Source organism: Prosthecobacter fluviatilis, from assembly GCF_042655725.1.
Taxonomy (GTDB): Bacteria; Verrucomicrobiota; Verrucomicrobiia; order Verrucomicrobiales; family Verrucomicrobiaceae; genus Prosthecobacter; species Prosthecobacter fluviatilis.
Genome location: NZ_JBHSMQ010000003.1, coordinates 280090 through 303910, shown reverse-complemented (window position 1 = coordinate 303910; position 23821 = coordinate 280090). Strand labels below are relative to the sequence as shown.

Below are 23821 nucleotides of genomic sequence, written 5' to 3'. Positions count from 1 at the left end.
GCTGGAATGTCTGAAACCAGTGTTCGGCCGAGCCGCTCAGACAAAAGCCCCGCAACGGCTGCTGATCATCTCGAACAACCTCGGCTTTCTACCAAAGCCGTTCTTCCCCAAAAACACCGGACGCGACTACGAACTCTCACCAACCCTCGCGCCACTCGCCGAAGTCCGCAATGAGTTCACCCTCTTCAGCGGCATGTCCCACCCGGACGTCAACGGCGGCCACAGCGCCGAAAACTGCTTCCTCACCGCCGCACGCGGTCCCACCAAGAGCGGCTTCCGCAATCAAATCTCCCTCGATCAATACATCGCCGAAAAACTCGGCCAGCAGACCCGCTACCCAACGCTCAACCTCGGCGTTAACATCGACAAAGCCAATCGCAGCCTCTCCTGGACTCGCGATGGCGTCCTCCTTCCCGCCGAAGACAGCGCACCCGCCCTCTTTCGCCGCATGTTCGTTCAGGGCGATCCCGCCGCCGTCAAAAAACAGCTCCAGCAGCTCGATGAACGCGGCAGCATCCTCGACACCCTCCTCGACCAAACCAAACGCCTCAGCCGCGACCTCGGCAGCACCGACCGCGCCCGCCTCGATCAATACCTCACCTCAGTCCGCGAAGTCGAAGAGCGCCTTCTCACCGCCCGTGAATGGGAGCTCAAGCCCAAGCCCGTCGCCACCCAGCCCGAGCCCAAGAACATCCAGGACAAAAAACTCATCTTCGAAAAGCTCGACCTCATGCTCTCCATGGCGCAGCTCGCCTTCGAGTCCGACTCCACCCGCATCATCACCCTCATGGTCGATGCCTTCGCCACACCCGCTTTCCATCTTCCCGGTGCTGACAACACCACCGAAGGCTATCACGGCCTCAGCCATCACGGCCAGTCCGAAGAAAAAGTACGCCAGCTCGCCGAAGCCGACCTCGAGCAGATGCGCCTCTTCAAAAAGCTCATCCAAACCCTCGCCTTAAAAAAGGAGGACGACGCCCGCCTTCTCGACCGCACCATGGTCCTCTTCGGCAGCAACATGGGAGACGCCAACACCCACGACAACACCAACCTCCCCATCCTCCTCGCCGGCGGCGGCTTCAAACACGGCCAGCACCTTGCCTTCAAACGCGACAACAACCTCCCCCTCAGCAACCTCTTCGTCTCCCTCCTCCACCGCCTCGGCGTCGAGTCCGACAAATTCGGCTCCAGCACCGGCAGCCTCACCGGTCTGGCCTAGATCACCGCAATAGTCCTGCGCATAGCAAGCGGCCCTCCCTCTCCCAGTCCTGTCCCGCCTTCACGTGCCTTGCACTCATCTCATTGTCAGGAATGGTTCCCTCATTGAAACCAGCCCTGCTCATCCTCGCATCCTTCCTCGGGTGGCTGAACCCCCAGCTCACCACGCTGGACCACCGCCAGCACGAGCTCCAGACCGCGCTCTCAAAACTCCCCGCTCTTCCCGCCCCCCAGCCCCTGGAGCACGCAGGCTTCCACAGCGGCCTCGCTCCGCATGCCGACTCCGTCCGCTGGGTCCAGATCGACCTTGGTGCCGAGTACCCGCTCGACTCAGTCGTTGTCATTCCCGCCATGCTCGGTGTGGTCGAAGCCTACGGTTTTCCACGCCGCTTCCGCATCGACGCCTCAAACGACCCCCTTTTTGCCGAATCCGACACACTTCTGGACCATTTCTCCGACAATAACGCGCCCTCACCCGCGCCATGGTTTGTGGCAGGAAATGGAATCAAAGCACGACACATCCGCTTCACTGCCACCACCCTTGCCGCCCAGCCCCACGGCACCCGCCGCTACATCTTCTGCCTCGGCGAGCTCCTCGTCTTCAGCCAGGGCCGCAACGCTGCCCTCCACGCCCAGGTCCTTGCTCCCAACTCCGTCGAAACCCTCCCCACCTGGTCCCCTCGTCATCTTGTGGACGGCGCTTACTCTCTCGGCCTGCCAGTGCATCCAGATGAAACAAACGGCAACGGCTGGCACAGCGGCATCTCCACCAACGCGGAGACCACTAAATGGATTCAGGTGGATCTCGGCGCACCTCATGCCATCGACGAGATCCGCCTCATCCCCGCCCACCCCCGCGACTACCCCGAGCGCTCCGGCTTCGGCTTCCCCCGCCGCTTCAAAGTGGAAGCCGATGGCAAAACCATCTTCGACGCCACCACCACCGACTTCCCCAATCCCGCAGACACCCCGGTTGCTTTCTCGTGCCCCAATCTGCGTTGTCAGACCATCCGCGTCACCGCCACGCATCTCTGGGAACGCAGCGGCGACTTCGTCTTCGCCCTCGCAGAGCTGCAGGCCTTTGACCATGGTCGCAACATCGTGCTCAACTCCACAGTCACGAGTTCAGACGACACCATCACCGCATCATGGACCCGCTCTGGCCTCATTGACGCACGCAGTAGCACCGGCGCCCTTTTGGATGAATCCACCTGGCTCTCCGCTCTCTCCCTGCGCCGCCAGCTCACCGATGAACTCACCGCCTTGGAAACTCAGCGCAACCAGGCGCTTGCCATCGCATACCAGCGCACCACATGGCTTGGCGGCAGCGTCTTAGGCATCGCCATCCTCTCCGCCTGGCTCGCATGGTTGCGTTCTCGCCGCTCTCGTCAGCAGGAGATGGAATCTCTGCGCCATCGCATCTCCCGGGATCTCCATGACGAAATTGGCAGCCACCTCGGCAGCATCCGCCTCATGTCAGAGCTGGCGCTGCGAGACGGCCCCGCCTCCGACTCCATGCAGGAAATCCACCGCCTCGCGGGAGAGGCCGCCGAGTCCATGCGTGGCATCATCTGGCTTGTTCGTGAGGGCGATCTGCCACCGCTTTCAAGCCTCGTCGAGGCCATGCGCCAAAGCGCTGCATCCTTGCTCAAAGACATCGACTGGCAGCTTGATGCGCCAAACGGCAATGAACCCGCCACCGCTTCGCTCGAATTCCACCGCCAGGTCTTCCTCCTCTTCCGTGAAGCCGTGCACAACATCACCCGTCATGCCCATGCTGCAAAAGTGCGCATTTTGGTGAAATGGAAGGCAAAACACTTCCATCTCCGCATTGAAGACGACGGCTGCGGCTTCGATTCCGCCGCCATCACCGCAGGAAACGGCCTCGCCAATCTCCGCCACCGCGCCACCGTTCTCGGCGGCGCCCTGCACATCACTGGCAGTCCCGGCCACGGCACCTGCATTACCCTGGAGGCTGATTTCTCATGAGCACACTTTGGATCGTTGAAGACCATGCTTCTTTTCGGCGCACTCTCGTGCGTCTCCTTGCCACCGAAACGGACCTGCAATGCCCTTGTGACTTCGACTCCTGCGAAAAGCTCCTCGCCGCACTTTCTGAATCAAACGCCCCCGACCTGATCCTCCTCGATGTCGGCCTTCCCGGCATGAGCGGCCTTGATGCCATCCGTCTCATCAAAGAGCGCGCACCCAAGACCCTCGTCGTCATTCTCACCGTCTTTGAGGACGACGACAAAGTCTTCCAGGCCATCTGCGCCGGAGCAGCCGGCTATCTTCTCAAGACCAGCAGCGGAGCCGACATCACCCAGGCCGTGCGCGATGCCCTCGCAGGCGGCTCTCCCATGAATCCCCGCATCGCCCGCCGTGTGCTGGACATGTTTTCCAAACTCGCACCCAAACAGCGCGACTACGGCCTCAGCGACCGTGAAAAGGAGATCCTGCAACTCATGACCACAGGGCTCATCAAAAAGGAAATCGCCGACAGGTTGAGCCTCAGCGTGCACACCGTGGACACCTACCTCCGACGCATTTACGAGAAGCTGGAGGTCAACACACGCACCGGCGCCGTGGCCAAGGCGCTCAAAGAGGGGCTGGTCTGACTGTCCCGCGCTCGCGTGGCATGAAAATCTCCCTCGTGCATCGTATATCCTGCACATGCGTTTCCTTGCCCTCATCGTCATCTCCGCCGTCAGCTCTGCCAGCGCGGTCGATTTTGTTCGCGAGGTGCGGCCCATCTTCGAAAAGCACTGCTATGAATGTCATGGCAGCAAAAAGCAGAAGAGCGACTACCGGCTCGACATCAAAGCCATCGCCCTGACCGGCGGCGAGGAGCATGCCCCCAACATCATTCCCGGCAAAAGCGCGGACAGCCCTCTTTTCCATTTCGTCAGCGGCGCGGATGAAAAGACCAGCATGCCGCCGAAGGAGAAACTGAGCAGCGTTGAGATCGATCTGCTCAAGCGCTGGATCGACGAAGGCGCGGAGTGGCCCGATGGCGTGGACGTGGCCGAGGTGGAGAACCGTCTGGACTGGTGGAGTTTCAATCCCCTGGTGAAGAAGGATGGATCCGTTGATGATTTCATCCACACAAAGCTCAAGGAGCAGGGCTTCAAGCCTGCGCCTGAGGCCGATGCTCGCACGCTGATTCGCCGCCTGTTCTTTGATCTCACCGGCCTGCCTCCTTCACCCGAGGAGGTGAAGCGGTATGAAACACTGCCTTATGAAAAGCTGGTGGATGACCTTCTTGCCTCTCCACGCTACGGCGAGCGCTGGGCTCGTCATTGGCTCGATCTCGTGCACTACGGTGAAACTCATGGCTACGACAAGGACAAGCCGCGTCTGAATGCCTGGCCCTACCGCGACTACGTCATTCGTGCGCTGAACAGCGACAAGCCCTACGCTCGGTTCATCGAGGAGCAGATCGCCGGAGACGCGCTCTATCCCGGCACCACAGATGGCATCACCGCCTTGGGCTTCATCTCCGCCGGGCCGTGGGACCTTATCGGACATGCGGAGGTGCCGGAAACGAAACTGGATGGCAAAATCGCGCGCCATCTGGACCGGGATGACATGGTGCAGAATACTCTGGGCACCTTCTGCTCGCTCACTGTCGGCTGCGCGCAGTGCCACAACCACAAGTTCGACCCCATCACGCAGGAGGACTATTACTCCCTGCAGGCCGTCTTTGCCGCCATCGATCGCACGGAAGTGAATTATTATCCCGATGATGACTCCATGCGTCGTTTCATGGATCTGGATGGCAGGCGGCAGAAGATCGTGGCAGACATCAAGGCGCTGGAAGAGCCGCTCAAACAGAAAGCGGGTGAAGCCTACACCGCACTCTCCAAGCGCATTGATGGCGCTGCTGACAAAGCCTCCAGCACCAATCCGAATGCCAAGCCGGACTTTGGATATCACAGCGCCATCGTGAAGGATCAGAACGCCGTGAAGTGGGTGCAGGTGGACCTCGGCAACAGCATGGAAATTCAGCGCATTGTATTGAAGCCCTGCTACGACGACTTCGGCGGCATCGGTGCCGGTTTTGGCTTCCCTGTCCGCTTCAAGGTTGAGGCCAGCGATGACCCAACGTTCAAGACAGGTGTCACTCTCATCTGGCGCAAGCATGACGCCACCTTCATGAACGACTTTAAAAATCCCGGCCTCACACCCTTTGAAACGGGCACGGCGGAGGATGACGGTGCCAAAGGCAGGTATGTGCGAGTCACAGCCGTGAAGCTGGCCGAGCGCAAAGATGACTACATCTTCGCACTCTCGGAAATGGAGGTCTATGCCGCCAAAAACGGCCCCAATATCGCCGCAGGAAAGCAGGTGGCTGCATTGGACAGCATCGAGGCTCCGCCGCGCTGGCGGAAGGCCAATCTCACCGATGGCATCGCCCCGCAGGCCCGCACTCTGGAAGACAAACAACGGCTCATCCGCGAGCGCGATGCCCTCATGCTAGCGCAGGCAGATGCAGCCACACGCCGCCAGTTGCAGGATCTGCGCACAAAGCGCACGGCTGTGGATTCTGAGATCGCCCAACTCCCCAAGCCCGGCAAAGTCTATGCGGGTGCCATCCACACTGGTACTGGCGCATTCAAAGGGACGGGCGGCGAGGGTGGAAAGCCCCGCGTCATCCAGGTGCTCAAGCGCGGCGACATCAAGCAGCCTGCCAAGGAGGTTGGGCCGCAAAGCATCGCCGCGCTCAGCGGAGCTTTTCATGATGCGTATCAGATGGCAGGAGAAGGCGAAGCAGCGCGCCGTGCGGCACTGGCGCGCTGGGTCAGCAGCAAAGACAATGCTCTGACCTGGCGCAGCATCGTGAACCGCGTCTGGCAGCATCACTTTGGCCGTGGTCTGGTCGATACCGCGAATGACTTTGGCCGTATGGGCGGCAGGCCCAGCCATCCGGAACTGCTCGACTGGCTCGCCGTCACCTTCCGCGATGATCTCGGCGGCAGCTTGAAGCAACTGCACAAGCTCATCGTCATGAGCGCCACTTACCGGCAGACTTCCGACAAATCGGAGCCTGCGGACGCAAACAACGTATTCCTCTCCCGCCAAAACCGCCGCAAGCTCGATGCCGAATCCATTCGTGATTCGATCCTCTCCGTCAGCGGTAAACTGGATCTCACCATGGGCGGTCCCAGCTTTCAGGACTTCATCATCGAAAAGCCGCAGCACAGCCCGCATTACGAGTATCAGCTTCACGACCCCGAAGATCCGAAGTCCTGGCGGCGCAGCATCTACCGTTTCATCGTGCGTTCCCAGCAGCAGCCCTTCATGACTACGCTCGACTGTGCCGACCCCTCCATGCGGGTGGAAAAGCGCAATGAGTCGCTCAGTCCGCTGCAGGCACTGGCCATGATGAACAACGGGCTCGTCGTGGTCATGGCCAGGCATCTGGCTGAACGAGTGGCCAAGGAAAGGAATGAGATGGCAGCGCAGGTGGAGCGCGCATTTGCGCTGGCCCTCTCCCGCAGCCCCGCTGCGGATGAGCTCGCGCAGCTGCTCGAATACTCCCGACGCGAGGGTCTTGAAAACACCTGCCGCGTCATTTTGAACCTGAACGAATTTAGCTTTGCGGATTGAGTCGCTTGATAGGCTGGTGCGGCGCAGACGTTCCATGCACCCACCGCCATGAGACTGCACCTCCTTGCACTGATTGCCGCTTCCTTTGCCTGTTGTCTGCACGCGCAGCAGCCGGATGCCGAAATCCGCCACGTCACCATCTGGAGCGACGGCACCCGCATGGCGGGAGACCTGTATGTGCCGCGTGATCTCAAAGAAGGCGAAAAGCGCGCCACCGTGCTGTTTTGTGCAGGCACCGCCGGGGTGAAGAAGGGCAATGGCGGGCTCTACGCCAGGCGTTTTGTGAAGGAGGGCTTTGTCGTCCTCGCCTTTGACTATCGCGGCTGGGGGGAAAGCGACTGCAAGCTCACCCTGCCCGAGCCCATGCCCAAAGCGGACGCCGACGGCACCGTCACCGTCAAAGCACGGCCCGTGCGCTGGCAGATGGACATGGCGGACCAGACGCTCGACATTCGCTGCGCCATCAGCTTTCTCATGGGCGAGCCCTGCGTGGACAAGGAGCGCATCGGGCTGTTTGGCACGAGCTATGGCGGCGGTCTAGTGGTCTGGGTGGCAGGAAACGATCCGAGGGTGAAATGTGTCGTCTCCCAGGTGCCCGGGATGGGTGGCGGCCGCCCTCAGTCCGCACAGAAGTACGCCAACGAACTCGCCGTGAAGCAGGCACGCGGCGAGACAGAGCCCGTGCCGATCGAAACCGGGAAGCTCGGCGGCAAAATGGCCACCTATGCCCAGATGCGCGCCAATCCCGCCAAGGGGCTGGGCTACAACGCCGTTGAAGCCGCCGGGAAGATCACCGCTCCCACGATGATCATCGTGGCCGAAAAGGAGGAGCTCATGAGCAATGAGGAAAATGGCCGACGTGCCTTTCAGCTCCTGCAGAAAAACCTCGTGAAGAGCGAATACCACGTGCTGGAAGGCATCGGCCATTACGGCGTGTACAAGGAAAAGTTTGAAGAGGCCACGAAGCTCGCGGCGGACTGGTTTCATCTTCATTTGGACTCAAACCTCAAAGCCCCATGAAATGCCATGCGCTGGTCCTTCTGGCAGGTGCTGTGTTCACGGTCCATGCGGATGACTGGCCGCAGTTTCGAGGTATGAATCGCGATGCGGTCTGGAGTGAGACTGGCATCATGCAGACTTTTCCCCAGGAGGGGCTCAAAACCACATGGAAAATCAACGTGGGAAGCGGCCTCGCGAGTCCTGTGGTGGCAGGCGGCAGGGTGTACCTGCACGGTGCGGAGCTGCAGCAGCCCAAGGCGCATGAGTGCCTGCGCTGCCTGGACGAAAAGACCGGCCAAGAGATCTGGCGGCATGCCTATGATGTTACCTATCCCGACTGGGCCTTTGATTCGAAACAGAACAGCGGGCCCAATGCGACACCGATCGTGCATGGCGGCAAGATCTATGCCCTGGGGCAGATGGGAGATCTCTTCTGCCTGGATGCGGAAAAAGGCGGCATGCTGTGGCATCGGAACTTGATGCAGGACTTTGGCACCAAGGAATTCACCGGCACCACGCCCTCGCCGCTCATTGAGGGCGGCCTGCTCATCCTGCCCATTGGTGCTGGCAGTGGAGCCACGGTGGTGGCATTTGATTTGGAGACCGGCAAGGAAATCTGGCGTGCGCTGGATGATCCGTGGACCTACGCTTCACCGCTGGTGATCAGCGCGGGCGGTCAGCGGCAGCTCATTGTGTGGACACCGAAAGCCGTGACATCGCTGGATCCCGCCAGCGGCAAAGTCTGGTGGCGTGAGGACATCGACACCACCAACCAATATGGCTCTGCCACACCCATGCAGCGTGGTGACAGGCTGCTGATCAGCGGGCTGATGTTTCAGCTGGATGCCGCCAAACCCGCCGCCACGGTGCTCTGGCCGGAGGGCCGCTCTCCCACCAAGGTGGTGCTGAGCGCCTGCTCCATCTCCCTGCTGCAGGATGGCTGCGTTTTCTCCGGCAAAACGAACGGACATCTGGTGTGCCTGGACGCAAACGACGGCAAGATCTTGTGGGACAACGATCAGGTGACCGGCAAAGGGCAGGGGGGCACGATTCAACTCACGCCGAATGGTGACTCCACACTCATTTTTACCGATCAGGGGAATCTCATCCGCGCGCGGCTCAGTCGTGACGGTTACCAAGAGCTGAGCCGCGTGCATGTGGTCGATCCCGTGCAGCCCTTCGCCGGGCGCAAGCTCATCTGGCCGCCCCCTGCGTATGCCAATGGCCATATTTTGATCCATAACGGTGGTGAGCTGGTCCGGGCCTCGTTAACCAGCAATGAGCCGTGATAGCGTGCAAAAGGTGGAGCGAGATGTCCCGAACAGCTTAAAATGCTTGGTTCTGGCACTGAGGTGAAACATATGATGGGGATTTTCCGTGATGCACATTCCTTAACTCAATGACCTGGTCTCAAAACTACGATCCTCTCGGCAATCTGGTGTTTTCATCGCTGGTGGCTGCACTGCCTGTGGTGACGTTGCTCGGCCTGCTGGCCTTCTGGCATGTGCGGGCGCACATCGCGGCCTTTGCGGGGCTGGTCGTGGCATTGCTGGTGGCGGTCTTTGTCTTTCACATGCCGGCTCAGCTGGCGCTCACCGCCAGCGGCCTGGGGGCGGTTTTTGGCCTGTTTCCCATCGGCTGGATCGTGCTGAATGCCATCTTCATCTACCAGATCTCGGTGGAGACGGGACAGTTTGAGGTGTTGAAAAAGCAGATCGCCGGGCTGGCCGGAGACAAGCGCATCCAGGCGCTGCTGATCGCATTTGCCTTTGGCGCGTTTGTCGAGGGATGTGCAGGCTTTGGGGCTCCTGTGGCCATTACGGGCGCGATGCTGATCGGGCTGGGTTTCAAACCGCTGGAGGCGGCCAAGCTCGCACTTATTGGCAACACGGCTCCGGTGGCGTTTGGTTCTCTCGGCATCCCGCTCACAACCCTGGCAGACGTCACCGGTTTGGATCTGCATGTGCTCAGTGCCATCGTGGGTCTGCATTTGACGATTTTTTCTTTCATCGTGCCGTTTTGGCTGGTGGCGGCGCAGGCCGGATGGCGTGGCATGGTGGAGGTGTGGCCTGCATGCCTAGTGTGCGGCGGTACTTTTGGCACCGTGCAGCTCCTGGTTTCCAACTTTCACGGTCCGTGGCTGGTGGACATCGCCGCAGGGCTGCTCTCTATGGCTGCCATGGTGATCCTGCTGCGTTTCTGGAGGCCGCATTCTTCTGCTGTTGCCGAGAAACAGCAAGTGGTGAAAAGCGAGCGCCCTTTCCGTGCCTGGACGCCGTGGATCATGCTCTCCCTCTTTGTGGGCTTGTGGACGATGCCGTTTGCGAAAGAGGTGCTCAATGGCTACAGGCCCGGCACCAAGGCGCACAGCACATGGCAGGCACCCATCATGCCAGTGGCGCCACTGCATCTGGCGGTTCAGAAAATGCCGCCGGTTGTGCCCAAGCCCGAGCCTGAAAAAGCCGCGTTCACCTTCAACTACCTTTCAGCCACCGGCACCGCGCTGCTGCTGGCAGGCACGGTGTCCGGCCTGCTGCTCGGGGTCAGCCTTTCGTCCCTTGTGGGGATCTATCTCCGCTGCCTGTGGCGCGTGCGCACGTCGCTGCTCACCATCGCGCTCATGCTGGCGCTGGGATACACCACGCGCTACTCCGGCACGGATACCACGATGGGCCTCATGCTGGCAGGCACGGGCGTATTGTTCCCATTTTTCTCCCCGCTCATCGGCTGGCTGGGGGTGGCACTCACAGGCAGCGACACGTCCTCCAATGTGCTTTTTGGCAATCTGCAGCAGGTCACCGCACAGCAGCTGCACCTCTCGCCTTCGCTCATGGTGGCGGCGAACAGCTCCGGCGGTGTGATGGGGAAAATGATCGACGCCCAGAGCATCGTGGTGGCCAGCGTGGCCACTGGGGGGCATCCTGACAGTCCGGATGCAGGCACGGTGCTGCGTGCGGTCTTCTGGCACAGCATCGCACTGGCCATTCTCATGGGAGTGCTGGTGATGGTGCAGGCGTACTGGCTGCCGTGGACGGTGGCGGGCGCCCGATGAGGGGCGTGCTCAGGGCTTCACATCGCGCAGATTGACCATGAGCAGATGCCGCACGCGCGGCGCCTCAGGTCCCTTGTGAAAGCTCTGCACCGCCTGCTCGATGCGCTGATCCTCCATGGTGGCACGCTCATGCTGCCGCAGATGCTCCGCCCAGGAGCCGACGAGGAAAGTTTCGCGGAAGTGAGTGGGGTCTTCCAAGTCTGCAAAAAGAGAGCAGCGAAAGGCACCGTCGCGCAGCCTGACCTCGCGCAGGTGAAACATGGCGGCGCGGAAGGCGGGAGCATCCTTGGGGTCGATGTGGTACTCGATGGTGATGAGGACGGGGCCGTCGCTGGGTGCCGGCTCGGTGCTCAGCGTGCTGTGCGGCAGCATGTGGTTGGAGGGATTGAGGTCCAGCTTTTCCACATGGCTGATGGGCAGCAGGCGTGCGAGCAGCGCGCTGATGAGCAGGCAACCCGCGGCAATGCCGAGTGCGACCGGCGCATTGAGATGGCTGGTGAGCTGCCCCCAGGTGAGAGCACCGATGGCAAAGGCGCCCTGCATGACGACCAGATAAATCGCGGAACTGCGTGCACGCACCCAGTTGGGGAAGACGCTCTGGGATGCGACGCTGAAGGTGTTCATGCCGCTGATCCAGGCCGCGCCTGTGACGAAGAGCACGAGGCCCATGGCGATCTTTCCAGGCACGAGCGCAAGGATTCCGGTCATAGCCGCAGAGACCACGCTGGCACCGAGCAGCACGTGGTCGAACGAAAAGCGCTCGCGCAGCCGGGGCAGGAAGAGGAGTGCCATGAGGATGGCGCCGCCGCCATAGCAGCCCATGAGCACGCCGAAGTCCGAGGCCGACCACTGACGTGAATGAACGATGACGGGCAGCAGCACCACGGGCGCCACGGCGGCAAACATGTGAATGCCGCCCCGGCAGAGCACCGCCTGCATCGCGCGGGCGTGCCGCGCATAGCGGATCGCCGCCGCCATGGCACCGAGCATCTGCTCCTGCTGCGCGCTGCGCGGGGTGGCGATGTAGCTGCCGGTGCACATGACGCCGATCACCGCGATGAAGGAGAGCGCATTGAGCGCAAACACGGGTGCAGGCCCCAATGCGGCGAGCAGCAGGCCGCCCAGGATGGGACCGAGGGAACGGGCAATATTGAAGCCCACGCCGTTGAGCGCGATGGCATGCGGCAGCTGCTCGCGCCCCACCACTTCTGGGATCAGCGCCTGCCAGGCGGGCATGGTGAAAGCCGACGCTACGCCGAGCTGAAACGTGGCCAGCAGCAGCAGTGTCTGCGTCAGCGCGCCATGCCAGGCCAGCAGTGCCATGCCTGCTGCGGTGAGAAGCGCGCCTGCCTGCGCAAAGAGGATGAGCCTGCGCCGGTCCACCAGATCCGCCATGGCTCCGGCGGGCAGGGCCAGCAGGAAAAGCGGCAGGCTGGACATTGTCTGCATCAAGGAGACGAGGTACGGCGAGCTCGTCATGGTGGTCATGGTCCACACGGCGGCGGTGTCATTCATCGTGGTGCCGATGTTTGACCCCACGCTGCCCAGCCACATGGCACGAAAGACACGATTGCGGAGCGGGGACCAGGCGGACATGGGTAACTAGGTAACGTTTTGGCGCGGCTGCGCGACTGTGCAATCCGCTTCTTGCCACATCTCGCGCGATTGCGTGACAAAGCCATGCTCGTTGCCGCCGTATTCATGGCTACTTTTCCGCCATGCTCACCCGCCGCCAGCTTCTGCAGACTTCCGGACAAGGCTTTGGCGCACTCGCGTTTCACTCGCTGGCCGCTGCGGAGACTACGCACCGCTCGCAGGTGGTGCCGCCGAAGGCGAAGCGTGTGGTGCAGCTTTTCATGGCGGGTGCGGCCAGCCATATCGATCTCTTTGACTACAAGCCCGCCCTGATCAAGCACCACGGTGAAGATGCCGACTTTGGCGAGAAGGTGGAGGCCTTTCAGAACGGGCTCGGCCCCTGGAAAAAACCGGTGTGGGATTTCAAGCCCTACGGCCAATGCGGCAAGATGCTGAGCGATGCCGTGGCCCCGCTCGGTGCGTGTGCGGATGACATGGCCTTTGTGCACAGCATGGTGGGCAAGACGGGCGTGCACTCCCAGGGCACGCTGCTGCAGGCCACGGGATTTAACCTGCCGGGTTTTCCCGGGGTGGGCTGCTGGGTGAGCTATGCGCTCGGCTCTCTCAGCGACAACCTGCCGACGTTTGTGGTGCTGCCGGATCATCGCGGTTTTGCCTCGAACGGGCCGAAGAACTGGGACAGTGCGTTTTTGCCCTCGCAGCATGCGGGGACGATCATTTATCCCGGTGCGGAGACGCCGATTGCGGACCTGTTTCCGCACAAGGCGGGGCGGTACATCAGCGCGAAGTCTGACCGCGAGGGCTTTGATTTGCTGGAAAAGCTCAACCGCAGGCACCTGACGATGCACGAGACGGACTCGCGGCTGGAGAGCCGCATCCAGAGCTACGAGCTGGCCGCCAAGATGCAGCTGGCCGCGCCGGAGGCACTGGACATTTCGAAGGAGTCTGACGCGATGAAGGCGATGTATGGCATCCAGGAGCATCGCAAAGTCTGGCCCAGCGAGATCAACGCTGAAGAAGAAGCCGACTACATGGGGCGCAAGTGTCTGGCTGCGCGCCGCCTGCTGGAGCGTGGGGTGCGTTTTGTGCAGATCTGGAGCGGCAATGACAACGGCTTTCCGCGCCGAAACTGGGACAGCCACGAAGACGTGGAGCGCGATCACGGCCCGCTCGCCTGGGGCATGGCGAAGGCGGTTTCAGCGCTGATTCTGGATCTGAAACAGCGCGGGCTGCTGGAGGAAACGATCATTCTGTGGACCACCGAGTTTGGCCGCATGCCGAGCACGCAGGGAGGCAAAGGGCGGGATCATAACCCCTATGTCTTCACCAACTGGCTCTGCGGCGGCGGCATTCAGGGCGGTGTCACCGTGGGTGAAAGTGATCAGTGGGGGTATAAGCCACTGGATCGTGCGAATCCCACGACCTGTTACGACATTCATGCCACGATGATGCACCTGCTGGGGATTGACCACACGCAGCTTACGGTGAGGCACAACGGGATTGATCGCCGACTGACGGATGTGCATGGGCAGGTGGTGCGGGGATTGGTGGGTTAAAATAGAATGTTTCCCACAAACTGCTCCACATGCCGGGGCAGCTTGCGATGCCGTCTTGTCACAGCCACGACATCACGCTCGAATCGCTCAGGAAAAGGCAGCCTGGCAATCGATTCCTTCCTTCGATACAGGGCTAGTGCACGGCGTGGTACAAAGGCGAGGCCGAAGCCGGAGGCGACGAGGTTGATGATGAGGTCGAAGCTGTCCAATTCCATCGCGGGATGGAGGTCGAGCTGCTGGCGTTTCAGCCAGCGGCGGAGATTTTTGCCGGTGTTTGTTGCTGGGGCGATATGCAGCCAGGACTGCGCGGCCAGCCATAGCTTGAACGATGCGGCTCTCTTGACGGGGGCATTGGCCGCCAGCGCAGCAGGGGCTATCAATTCAAAAGCGTCTTTGAAGCGATGGGTGATTTTGACGGAGTCCGGCAGCGGTGAAGGATGGCACAGGACCCCGATGTCGATCTCTCCTGCCTCCAGGGCGGTGAGAATGGCGCTGCTGGCATTGTAGCTCACGCGGCATATCACTTCGGGATGGCGTTGATGGTTCGCGTGGAAAAGCCCCGGAATGTGCGCCATGGCCAGCGTGCGCGAGACACTGACGCGGACTTCAGGACGCACGGAGCCAAACTCAGCCTGAAGGCCGTCCAGCGCAGATGCCACGCCGCCGATCAGCCGAGTGGCTTCGGCCGTGAGATAACGGCCTGCTTCGGTAAGCTCGACAGACCGTGTGGTGCGGTTGATCAGTGTCAGGCCAAGGCGCTCCTCCAATGACTGCATCTGCCGGGTGAGCGCGCTCTGAGACAGCCCCGCTTCGCGTGCGGCCCGTGTGAAACTGCGGTGCTTGGCGACGAGATGAAACAGATGCAGTGCGTAGAGATCGAAGGGCTTTCTGGCGAGGTATTGTTGCATCAAGTGCAACAATACCTGATTTTAATGCATTTCACGCAAATACATGGGCGTGCGAGAACAGCGACGCGGACAACCCCGCGTTCACCCATGCCCAACATCGAAGACCGTCTCCATCAAAACGCCCCCGGCCGTTTCTACGTCGACAGCAGCTGCATCGACTGCGACCTCTGCCGAGACCATGCCCCCGAATTTTTCCGCCGCGATGACGACACCGGCCAGAGCTACGTTTTCCGCCAGCCGGTGACGGAGGAGGAAATCCAGCTCTGCCTGGAGGCTCTTGAGAGCTGCCCTTCGGAATCGATCGGGCAGACAGACGATGCGGGATGAAATTCGCAGTCTGTTTGTGAACTTGCCTTCCTCGCTGCGTAGGTAGGCAGCATCCATGCACAAGATCGTCATCCTCCTATCCTTGCTGACGCTCCCGGCGTTTGCTGCGCCGCTGAAGCTGGCGACCTTTCGTGCGGACGTTACGCCTCCGGTCGGCGCGCCGTTGTGCGGGGGGCTGGTGAAGCCGGTGGCGGGGGTGAGTGAGCCGTTGCTGGCGCTGGGGGTGGTGATTTTGAGCGATGACAAGCCGGTGGTGCTGTGTGCGGTGGACTGGTGTGAGATTCGCGCAGGGGATCATGTGCACTGGCGCGAGGTGCTTGCCAAGGCCGCTGGGACGACGCCGGAGCGTGTGGCGGTGCAGAGTCTGCACCAGCACAATGCGCCGATTGGCGATGCAGCGTCGCACCGGCTTCTGGCGGGTTTTACTTCGCCGCCCAGTGTGATGGATCTTGAGTGGGCGGAGCGTGCGCTGAAGGGCGTGGCGGCGAGCATTGAGGCGGGGCTGAAGAATGCGGAGCCGGTGACGCACGTGGCGCATGGAGAGGCGGCGGTGGAGAAGGTGGCGTCCAACCGCCGCATCATGGGTGACGATGGGAAGGTGGCGAAGATGCGGCTGAGCTCGACGAAGGATGCGGCGCTGCAGGCGCTGCCGGAAGGACTGGTGGATCCGCTGCTGAAGACGGTCAGCTTTTGGAACGGCGAGAAGAAGATCGCGGTGCTGCACTACTACGCGACACACCCCATGAGCTACTATGGCGATGGCATGGTGACGTATGACTTTGTGGGCACCGCACGTGAGCAGCGTACGCAGGATGATGGAGTGCCGCATCTTTACTTCACCGGCTGTGGAGGCAACATCGGGGCGGGCAAATACAATGATGCGAGCCAGGAGGCCCGGGTGAGGCTGGGTGAGAACATCCATGCGGCGATGGTGAAGTCCGAGCAGGAGATGAAACGAGTGCCGCTGACCCGGATGGAGTGGCGGGCGCGTCCGGTGGTGATGAAAGCGAACCCTGAGTTTCCCGAGGAGCGCATGCTGAAGGTGTGTGAGAATGCCACGGCTGCGGCCGCGACGCGCATCAGCGCGGCGTTTCGTGCGGGCTTCGCCCGGCAGAGCGCCGCAGGCGTGCCGGTCCAGTTTACCAGCCTGCATCTGGGAGATGATGTGTGCCTGCTTCATCTGCCGGGGGAGACTTTCATCGAGTATCAGCTCTTTGCGCAGCAGCAACGGCCTGGCGGATTTGTCGCCACGGCGAGCTATGGGGACGGCGGGCCGGGGTACATCCCGCTGGAAAAATCGTTTGCCGAAGGCGGCTATGAGCCGACGCAGGCCTTTGCGGCACCAGAGTCGGAAAAGGTGATGCGGGAGACGATTGTCGAGTTGCTCCGCGCAAAGTGACTCGGTATTTATCGGCCTCATGATCCTCGACACCCTCGACAACTCCGCCCGCTATGAGTCTCTGAATTCGCGTTTTGCGAAGGCCTTTGCCTATCTCCGCACGGTGGATGGCACGCAGCCGCTGGGGCGGTTTGACATCGACGGGGACCACTGTTTTGCGCTGGTGCAGACCTATGAGACCAAGACGCTGGACAAGGCGAAGTTTGAGGCGCACCGGAAGTACATCGACATCCAGTTCATCCACAGCGGGCGCGAGACCATCCTCTGGGCCCCGCTGGCGGCGATGAAGGAGGAGACGATGGCCTACAATGAGGAAAAGGAGGCTGCGCTGTGGAAGCTCATTCCTGATGTGACTCCGCTGCACATGAGCGGCGGCCATTTTGCCATCCTTTACCCACAGGACGCGCACGCCCCCTGCATCGAGTGGGAAAAGCCGGAGCAGGTGTTCAAAGTGGTGATCAAAGTGGCGGTGGAGTAAATCGCGGGCAAAAACGGGCTTCCTGAGGGCGTAGGTAAACCATTACCCCCTCAATGAAGCTGCCGTCTGCCGTTTTCCTCTGCTCGCTCGCCGTCACCGCCCGTGGCGCTGAGCGCCTGCTCACGTTTGAAAAAGACGTGCGTCCCATCGTCAAGGCGCACTGCACCCACTGCCATGGCGAGGAGGAGAAACCCGAAGGCGGCGTGGACCTGCGCCTGCGCCGCTTCATGGATCAGAAGCTGGATGGCGGCAGCCAGGTCGTCGTGGCGGGGCATCCGGAGCAGAGCGAGCTGGTGCGCCTGATCAAAAACGGCGAGATGCCCAAGAAAGGCAAGCAGCTCTCCGAGGCTGAGCTGGCGATTATTGAGCAATGGATCGCGCAGGGCGCTAAGACGGCGAAGCCGGAGCCGCTGGCGCTTGCGCCGGGGCCGATCATTTCAGACGATGACCGTGAATACTGGGCCTTTCAGCCGGTGAAGCGCCCCGCCGTGCCCAAGGACGTGGACAACCGCAAGGTGCGCACGCCGGTGGACGCCTTCCTGCTCAAGTCGATGACCAAGCAGGGCCTCAGCTTTGCGCCTGAGGCCGACCGCCGCACGCTGATCCGCCGTGTGACGCTGGACCTCACCGGCCTGCTGCCCACGCCGCAGGAGGTGGAGGCCTTTGTGAATGACAAATCCCCGCTGGCCTATGAGCAGCTGGTGGAGCGGCTGCTGGCCTCCAAAAACTACGGCGAGCGCTGGGCGCGCCACTGGCTGGACGTGGTGGGCTACGCCGACTCGAACGGCTACTCCGAGGCCGACTCGGTGCGCCCGCAGGCCTGGCGCTACCGCGACTACGTCATTCGGGCCATGAATGCGGACAAGCCCTGGGATGAATTCATCCAGGAGCAGCTGGCCGGAGATGAACTGGCAGGCGCCACGCATGCGGATTACCAGCAGGCCGTGCTGGACCCGCACCGCACCGACCAGCTCATCGCCACCGCTTTCCTGCGCATGGCGCCGGATGGCACGGGAGACGCGCCAGATGATGCCAAGCTGGCGAAGAACCAGGTCATTGCGGAACAGATGAAAGTCATGACCTCGTCGCTCATGGGCCTCACGGTTGCATGCGCCCAGTGCCACGATCACCGCTATGACCCCATCACCCAGGTGGACTACTACCGCCTGCGCGCCGTGCTGGATCCCGCCTACAACTGGGAGTCGTGGCGTGCGCCAGCGCAGCGCCTGTATTCGCTGTATTCCCCTCAGGAGCGCGCCAAGGCCGCCGAGATCGAGGTGAAGGCCAAGGAGATCGAGGCTGAAGCGCGCGCGATGAGCAAAAAATTCCTCGATGAGATCTTTGAGGTCGAGATCAAGAAGGTGCCCGAGGCCGAGCAGGCCGCCTTCCGCGTGGCCCGTGACACGCCTGTGGCCAAGCAGACGCCGGAGCAGAAGGCGCTGATCAAAAAATATCCCTCCGCGCTGGCCACCTATTCGCTGGATCTCTACGACAAGAAGAAGCAGGACATCGTGGATGCCAAGATGGCCGAGGCCAAAAAGCTGCGTGAGACGAAACCTGCGGAAGGCTTTGTGATGGCGCTGACGGAAGTGAAGGGGCAGGTGCCGGCGACCAAGCTTTTCAACCGTGGTGATCATGATCAGCCCAAGCAGGCGCTGACTCCGGGAGAGCTCAGCATCCTCGCCAGTCCGCAGATCGAGCCCTTCAAGCCGGTGCCTGTGAGCAGCGGCTCCAGCGGCCGACGGCTGGCCTACGCGCAGTGGCTCACCAGCGGCAAGCACCCGCTCACGGCACGTGTGCTGGTGAATCGTTTCTGGATGAACCACATGGGGCGCGGCATCGTGAACACACCGGGAGATTTTGGCCGCCAGGGCGAGCTGCCCACACATCCTGAACTGCTCGACTATCTGGCGGATGAGTTTGTGAAAAGCGGCTGGAAGCTCAAGCCTCTGCATCGCCTCATTCTCCTGAGCAGCGCGTATCGCCAGTCTTCGGTCAATCAGGCCTCGCTGCACGGCGATCTCGAAAACAGGTTCTACGCGCGTTTCAAGCTGCGCCGTCTCGATGCTGAGACGCTGCGGGACTCCATGCTGGCCGTCACCGGCACGCTGGTGCAGTCCAGCTATGGCCCGCCCAGCGGCATCGGCCGCGATGCCCAGGGTCGCGTCGTCACCGGCATCGACAAGAGCACCATCACCGTGAACAAGGTTGATCCCGGCGGTTCGGATGATTTCCGCCGCTCCATCTACGTGCAGGTGCGGCGCAGCAAGCCCGTCACCGTGCTCGACACCTTTGATGCGCCGATCATGACGCCCAACTGCGAGGTGCGTGCGCAGACCACCGTGGCCCCGCAGTCCCTGCTGCTCATGAATGACACCTTTGTGCTCGACAGCTCCCGCCGTCTGGCGGACCTCCTGCAGACCGAGGCTCCCGGCAACCGCGTGGAGCAGATCAAGCGCGTGTGGGAGCTGCTCTTTGGCAAGCCCGCTACGCAGTCCGATGTGGCCCGTGGCATTGCTTATCTGGATGAGCAGACCAAGGCGCTCACGCAGTATCATCACGACATCCAGCATCCGAAAGGTGTCGTGCCCAATCCGCCGCAGGAGGCCATGGCCAGCTTCTGCCAGATCCTTTGCAGCTCAAACCGCTTTCTCTACGTCGAATAATGAACCGCCCCCAGCTCTGCTCCCGCCGTCACTTCCTGCATGCCAATGGCTACAGCCTTGGTACGCTGGCGCTCGCCTCGCTGCTTGAGAAGGAAGGTCTGCTCGCCGCCCCTGTGAAGCCCGAGAGCGTCACGGGAGAGACGCGCTACGACCTCAAGCCGAAGAAGCCGCACTTTGAGCCGACGGCGAAGGCGATGATCTCGCTCTTCATGATGGGCGGGCCTTCACAGATGGATCTCTTTGATCCCAAGCCCATGCTCACCAAGTATCACGGGCAAAAGTTTCCCGGAGAGATCAAGTATGACAACCTCGCGCAAGCATCGGCGAAGTGCTTTGGCTCGCCGTGGAAGTTTGCCAAGCACGGCCAGTGCGGCATGGAGATCAGCGAGCTGCTGCCAAACCTGAGCAAAGTGGTGGATGAGATCACGCTCATCCGCTCGATGACCTCCGGTGTGAGCAATCATGCGCAGGGTCTCTATGCCATGAATGCGGGCCGCATCACCGCGGGCCGCCCTGCGCTGGGCTCCTGGCTCACCTACGGTCTGGGCAGCGAGACGGATGAACTGCCCTCCTACATGGTGCTGTCTCACCCCAACGGCCTGCCCACTTTTAGCGGCGAGCATTTCACCAATGGCTGGCTGCCCTCCCTGTTTCAGGGCACGCTGGTACGCGCCACAGAGCCGCGCATTTTGAATCTCGATCCGCCAGCATCGCTCGCCGGTGCGCCGCAGCAGCGTCAGCTGGACCTGCTCAAGGCCTTTAACGAAGATCATCTGGCCCTGCATCCGGGCGAGCTGGATCTGCAGGCGCGCATCTCCAGCTATGAACTTGCGGCGAAAATGCAGGTCGCTGCGAAAGAGGCGCTCGATATTTCCAAGGAGCCCGAGTACGTCCGGAAACTCTATGGGGTGGACAATCCGATCACCAAGGATTACGCCACGCGCTGCATCATCGCCCGCCGTCTGGTGGAGCGTGGCGTGCGTTATGTGCAGGTGCTCAATGCCGGTCAGTCCTGGGACCAGCATGGCTCGCTCATCACGGCGCTGCCGAAAAACTGCGAGGCCACCGACCAGCCCAGCGCGGCGCTGATTATCGATCTCAAACAGCGTGGCCTGCTGGACACCACCGTTGTCCACTGGGGCGGCGAGATGGGACGCCTGCCCGTGCTGCAAAACGACGCCGGGCGTGAGAAGTGGGGACGCGACCACAACACCTATGGCTTCAGCATGTGGATGGCCGGCGGCGGCTTCAAGAAAGGCTACGTGCACGGCGAGACTGATGAATTTGGCCACAAGGCCATCATTGATGAAGTGAAGCACTACGACTATCACGCCACGCTGCTGAAGACCTTTGGCCTGGACCACACCAAGCTCACCTACAAGCGCAACGGCCTCGCCGCCTCGCTCACGGACAACCAGGGTGCGAAGGTGGTGGATCAGCTGCTGGCCTAGTCTTTTACTTCTCATCATCCAGCATGACCGCCGCCGCCTCGAATCCATTGCATCGTTCGGCGGCGTGGAAGTGGACCATCTGCGGACTGCTGTTGCTTGCCTCGGCGATCAATTACATGGACCGCCAGACGCTGGCGAATGCGGCGGTGCGCATCAAACAGGAGTTTCATTTGTCGCGTGAACAGTATGGTCACATCGAGGCCGTCTTCGCCTACGCCTTTGCGGCGGGGTCCATCGTCTTTGGCTGGCTGGCGGATCGTTTCTCCGTGCGCTGGCTTTACGCCATCGTGCTGACGATGTGGTCGCTGGCCGGACTGGCCACGGGTTTTGTGCACAATGAACAGGAGCTTGTCTGGTGTCGCATGGCGCTCGGCTTTTTCGAAGCCGGTCACTGGCCCTGCGGCATCCGCACCACACGGGCGCTGCTGGACGCGCGTGAGCGCTCTTTTGGCAACAGCGTGCTGCAAAGCGGCACCTCGGTGGGGGCCATCATCACGCCGCTGATCATGGGGGTTCTTATGACGTCCGAGCTCAGCAGCTGGCGCACAGCGTTCCAGGTTGTCGGCATCACAGGATTTGGCTGGCTGGTGCTGTGGTTTGCGCTGGTGCGCAGTGCGGATCTGCCCGCGCCTGGGCGTGAAGAGAAGTCAGCGCAAGCAGAAGGTGCGGGTCTTTGGAGCCCGGTCTTTATCCGGCGCATGATCATTGTCTTTGTGGTCATCGCCTGCATCAACACCACCTGGCAGATCCTGCGCGCCTGGCTGCCCCAAATACTTCAGGAGGGGAATGGTTATTCGGAGGCGGAGACGCTGTGGTTTACCTCGGCGTGGTATCTTGCCACGGATGTTGGCTGCATAGGTGCGGGGGCTCTCGCAGTCTGGCTGGGGAGGGGGCGGATGTCCGTGCATGCCGCACGGGTCCTGGTCTTTGCCGTCTGCGGGCTGCTGTGCGCCACCTGCGCGCTGACTCCCTGGCTGGCGCATGGCTGGGGGCTGCTGGTGGTCTTTATGCTCGCGGGAGCCGGGGCGCTGGGGGTATTTCCTTTGTATCACGCCTTCACGCAGGATCTCTCAGGTCGCCATCAGGGCAAGATCACCGGCATTGCAGGAGTCGTCGCGTGGGTGCTGCCGGCGCAGGCGCAGCAGTTCTTCGGGAAGCTCGCGGATCGCACGCAGTCGTTTGATCAGGGGCTGATGCTGGCCTCCTGCCTGCCGCTCATCGCGGTGCTGCCGCTGTGGCTGTTTTGGGAAAGCAAATCCGACCGTCACACATCCTCCTCATGAGCACCCTATCCTGGACCCGTCGTTCCTTTCTCATGGCAGGCGCTGCAGCAGCGGCCACTGCCCATGCTGCTCCAGCAAGTGGCCGAAAAAAGATCGCGCTGATTGCCACGGTGATGTTCAAGAACTCGCACGCGATGCATTTCGTGGACCGCCTTGCCATGGGCTATGTCTGGGCCGGACAGTGGCTGCCGCCGCGCACGGATCTCGTCTCGCTCTACGTCGCACAATTCCCTGAGACTGACCTCGCGCGGGGCCGCTCGGAGCGCTATCACATCCCCATCTATTCCAGCATCGCCGATGCGCTGACGCTCGGCACCGGCAAGCTGGCTGTGGATGGAGTCGTCCTCATCGGTGAGCACGGTGACTACCCTGAAAACGAAAAGGGGCAGACGCTTTACCCGCGCTACGAGTTCTTCAAAGAGATCGTCAAAGTCTTTGAGGCCAGCGGTCGAAGCGTACCGGTCTTTAACGACAAGCATCTCTCCACTGAGTGGAGCAAATGCACCGAGATGGTGGCCGATGCGAAACGGCTCGGCTTTCCCTTCCTTGCGGGCTCTTCCTTGCCTGTCACACGCCGTCTGCCTGCAGTGGACATCCCGTGGGGGACGCCGCTGTCTGAGAGCGTGGCCGTCGGCTACGGCGGCATCGAAAAATACGACTATCACGGACTCGAAACCGCGCAGTGCATGTCCGAGCGACGCCGTGGTGGCGAGGCGGGAGTGAAAAGCGTGCTGGCCCTGCGCGGAGAAAAAATGTGGGAGCATGCGGCCACGCGCAAGAACACGCAGCGCCTGCTCGCCGCCGCGCTCTCCCGCAGCCACACCTGGCCGGTGGAGGGGTATCCGCTGGAGCCCGTCAGCTTCGGCTGGGCGCGCAAGGTTTTCCCGGATGCCTTTGCCTACTTCATCGAGCATCGCGACGGCTTCCATACGACGCTCTTCATGCTGCCGGTGCGTGACTTCAACTACGCCGGACTCAACAGCGAAACCGGGCAAATTACCTCCTGCCAGATGTTTCTGCCCATGCCGGGCTCCAGCTCGACCACGGCGGACTTCTTCAATCCGCTCATTCATCACATCGAGGACATGATTTTGGAGAATCGTGCGCCTTATCCCGTGGAGCGAACGCTGCTGACCTCAGGGGTGCTGATTGCTGCGGTGGAGTCTCTCTATCGCAAAGGCGAGGTCATCCAGACTCCGGAGCTGGATGTCAAATACACCGTGCCCAAGGAGTCGCTCTACTGGCGTGAATAGACCTGCATCCCAGTTGCAGCGGGGC

Annotated in this window: 17 protein-coding genes; 15 read left to right on the top strand and 2 right to left on the bottom strand. The window is 61.6% G+C overall.

What is annotated here, in order from left to right; all coding sequences use genetic code 11:
• Positions 1-19: 19 nt before the first annotated feature.
• The 7 genes from ACFQDI_RS10045 (at position 20) to ACFQDI_RS10015 (ending at position 10879) form a co-directional block, all read left to right on the top strand.
• Positions 20-1219, top strand: a complete 1200-nt coding sequence (locus ACFQDI_RS10045; RefSeq protein WP_377166044.1) for a DUF1552 domain-containing protein — start codon at positions 20-22, stop codon at positions 1217-1219.
• Positions 1220-1311: 92 nt separating this feature from the next.
• The gene (locus tag ACFQDI_RS10040; protein WP_377166042.1) at positions 1312-3207 is read left to right on the top strand and encodes a discoidin domain-containing protein; all 1896 of its coding nucleotides are present in this window, start codon (positions 1312-1314) and stop codon (positions 3205-3207) included.
• The gene (locus tag ACFQDI_RS10035; RefSeq protein ID WP_377166040.1) at positions 3204-3836 is read left to right on the top strand and encodes a response regulator; all 633 of its coding nucleotides are present in this window, start codon (positions 3204-3206) and stop codon (positions 3834-3836) included. The genes ACFQDI_RS10040 and ACFQDI_RS10035 overlap by 4 nt, the downstream gene beginning before the upstream one ends.
• 55 nt (positions 3837-3891) lie before the next feature.
• Entirely contained in the window at positions 3892-6828 is a 2937-nt protein-coding gene (locus ACFQDI_RS10030) for a DUF1553 domain-containing protein (RefSeq protein WP_377166038.1), read from the top strand.
• A 48-nt stretch (positions 6829-6876) separates the two neighbouring features.
• A complete protein-coding gene (locus tag ACFQDI_RS10025) occupies positions 6877-7848 on the top strand; it encodes an alpha/beta hydrolase (protein WP_377166035.1) in 972 nt (323 codons plus the stop codon).
• On the top strand, positions 7845-9116 hold the full coding sequence (locus ACFQDI_RS10020) for a PQQ-binding-like beta-propeller repeat protein (protein WP_377166033.1): 1272 nt from the start codon (positions 7845-7847) through the stop codon (positions 9114-9116). The genes ACFQDI_RS10025 and ACFQDI_RS10020 overlap by 4 nt, the downstream gene beginning before the upstream one ends.
• Positions 9117-9226: 110 nt before the next feature.
• Complete coding sequence (locus ACFQDI_RS10015) at positions 9227-10879, top strand: L-lactate permease (RefSeq protein WP_377166030.1); 1653 nt, start codon at positions 9227-9229, stop codon at positions 10877-10879.
• Positions 10880-10888: 9 nt separating this feature from the next.
• Here ACFQDI_RS10015 and ACFQDI_RS10010 read toward each other — a convergent pair whose 3' ends face one another.
• Positions 10889-12475, bottom strand: a complete 1587-nt coding sequence (locus ACFQDI_RS10010; RefSeq protein ID WP_377166027.1) for an MFS transporter — start codon at positions 12473-12475, stop codon at positions 10889-10891.
• A gap of 122 nt (positions 12476-12597) precedes the next feature.
• On the opposite strand from ACFQDI_RS10010, the gene ACFQDI_RS10005 reads away from it, so the two are divergent.
• Positions 12598-14031: a DUF1501 domain-containing protein gene (locus ACFQDI_RS10005; RefSeq protein WP_377166025.1), complete on the top strand. Its 1434-nt coding sequence runs from the start codon at positions 12598-12600 to the stop codon at positions 14029-14031.
• Here the strand turns inward: ACFQDI_RS10005 and ACFQDI_RS10000 are convergent.
• Positions 14028-14939, bottom strand: coding sequence for a LysR family transcriptional regulator (locus tag ACFQDI_RS10000; protein WP_377166023.1), 912 nt, complete (start codon positions 14937-14939; stop codon positions 14028-14030). The two genes, ACFQDI_RS10005 and ACFQDI_RS10000, sit on opposite strands and share 4 nt — an antisense overlap.
• 87 nt (positions 14940-15026) lie before the next feature.
• Here ACFQDI_RS10000 and ACFQDI_RS09995 point away from each other — a divergent pair, with 87 nt between their 5' ends.
• The 7 genes from ACFQDI_RS09995 to ACFQDI_RS09965 are packed head-to-tail and all read left to right on the top strand — an operon-like array spanning position 15027 to position 23796.
• Positions 15027-15266 (top strand): ferredoxin, encoded by a 240-nt coding sequence (locus ACFQDI_RS09995; protein ID WP_377166022.1) that lies wholly within the window; start codon positions 15027-15029, stop codon positions 15264-15266.
• A gap of 55 nt (positions 15267-15321) precedes the next feature.
• Positions 15322-16665 (top strand): hypothetical protein, encoded by a 1344-nt coding sequence (locus ACFQDI_RS09990; RefSeq protein ID WP_377166019.1) that lies wholly within the window; start codon positions 15322-15324, stop codon positions 16663-16665.
• A 19-nt stretch (positions 16666-16684) separates the two neighbouring features.
• Positions 16685-17143 (top strand): NanQ anomerase/TabA/YiaL family protein, encoded by a 459-nt coding sequence (locus ACFQDI_RS09985; RefSeq protein ID WP_377166017.1) that lies wholly within the window; start codon positions 16685-16687, stop codon positions 17141-17143.
• Positions 17144-17196: 53 nt separating this feature from the next.
• A complete protein-coding gene (locus ACFQDI_RS09980) occupies positions 17197-19809 on the top strand; it encodes a PSD1 and planctomycete cytochrome C domain-containing protein (protein WP_377166016.1) in 2613 nt (870 codons plus the stop codon).
• Complete coding sequence (locus ACFQDI_RS09975) at positions 19809-21260, top strand: DUF1501 domain-containing protein (RefSeq protein ID WP_377166014.1); 1452 nt, start codon at positions 19809-19811, stop codon at positions 21258-21260. The genes ACFQDI_RS09980 and ACFQDI_RS09975 overlap by 1 nt, the downstream gene beginning before the upstream one ends.
• A 23-nt stretch (positions 21261-21283) precedes the next feature.
• The gene (locus tag ACFQDI_RS09970) at positions 21284-22543 is read left to right on the top strand and encodes an MFS transporter (protein ID WP_377166012.1); all 1260 of its coding nucleotides are present in this window, start codon (positions 21284-21286) and stop codon (positions 22541-22543) included.
• Positions 22540-23796, top strand: a complete 1257-nt coding sequence (locus ACFQDI_RS09965) for a hypothetical protein (RefSeq protein ID WP_377166010.1) — start codon at positions 22540-22542, stop codon at positions 23794-23796. The genes ACFQDI_RS09970 and ACFQDI_RS09965 overlap by 4 nt, the downstream gene beginning before the upstream one ends.
• The last annotated feature ends 25 nt before the right edge of the window (positions 23797-23821 follow it).

Excerpts from the sequence above, each read along its gene's own strand:
- ACFQDI_RS10040 (WP_377166042.1), top strand. The coding sequence starts at position 1,312 with ATGGTTCCCTCATTGAAACCAGCCCTGCTCATCCTCGCATCCTTCCTC.
- ACFQDI_RS10035 (WP_377166040.1), top strand. The coding sequence starts at position 3,204 with ATGAGCACACTTTGGATCGTTGAAGACCATGCTTCTTTTCGGCGCACT.
- ACFQDI_RS10030 (WP_377166038.1), top strand. The coding sequence starts at position 3,892 with ATGCGTTTCCTTGCCCTCATCGTCATCTCCGCCGTCAGCTCTGCCAGC.
- ACFQDI_RS10025 (WP_377166035.1), top strand. The coding sequence starts at position 6,877 with ATGAGACTGCACCTCCTTGCACTGATTGCCGCTTCCTTTGCCTGTTGT.
- ACFQDI_RS10020 (WP_377166033.1), top strand. The coding sequence starts at position 7,845 with ATGAAATGCCATGCGCTGGTCCTTCTGGCAGGTGCTGTGTTCACGGTC.
- ACFQDI_RS10015 (WP_377166030.1), top strand. The coding sequence starts at position 9,227 with ATGACCTGGTCTCAAAACTACGATCCTCTCGGCAATCTGGTGTTTTCA.
- ACFQDI_RS10010 (WP_377166027.1), bottom strand. The coding sequence starts at position 12,475 with ATGTCCGCCTGGTCCCCGCTCCGCAATCGTGTCTTTCGTGCCATGTGG.
- ACFQDI_RS10005 (WP_377166025.1), top strand. The coding sequence starts at position 12,598 with ATGCTCACCCGCCGCCAGCTTCTGCAGACTTCCGGACAAGGCTTTGGC.
- ACFQDI_RS10000 (WP_377166023.1), bottom strand. The coding sequence starts at position 14,939 with ATGCAACAATACCTCGCCAGAAAGCCCTTCGATCTCTACGCACTGCAT.
- ACFQDI_RS09995 (WP_377166022.1), top strand. The coding sequence starts at position 15,027 with ATGCCCAACATCGAAGACCGTCTCCATCAAAACGCCCCCGGCCGTTTC.
- ACFQDI_RS09990 (WP_377166019.1), top strand. The coding sequence starts at position 15,322 with ATGCACAAGATCGTCATCCTCCTATCCTTGCTGACGCTCCCGGCGTTT.
- ACFQDI_RS09985 (WP_377166017.1), top strand. The coding sequence starts at position 16,685 with ATGATCCTCGACACCCTCGACAACTCCGCCCGCTATGAGTCTCTGAAT.
- ACFQDI_RS09980 (WP_377166016.1), top strand. The coding sequence starts at position 17,197 with ATGAAGCTGCCGTCTGCCGTTTTCCTCTGCTCGCTCGCCGTCACCGCC.
- ACFQDI_RS09975 (WP_377166014.1), top strand. The coding sequence starts at position 19,809 with ATGAACCGCCCCCAGCTCTGCTCCCGCCGTCACTTCCTGCATGCCAAT.
- ACFQDI_RS09970 (WP_377166012.1), top strand. The coding sequence starts at position 21,284 with ATGACCGCCGCCGCCTCGAATCCATTGCATCGTTCGGCGGCGTGGAAG.
- ACFQDI_RS09965 (WP_377166010.1), top strand. The coding sequence starts at position 22,540 with ATGAGCACCCTATCCTGGACCCGTCGTTCCTTTCTCATGGCAGGCGCT.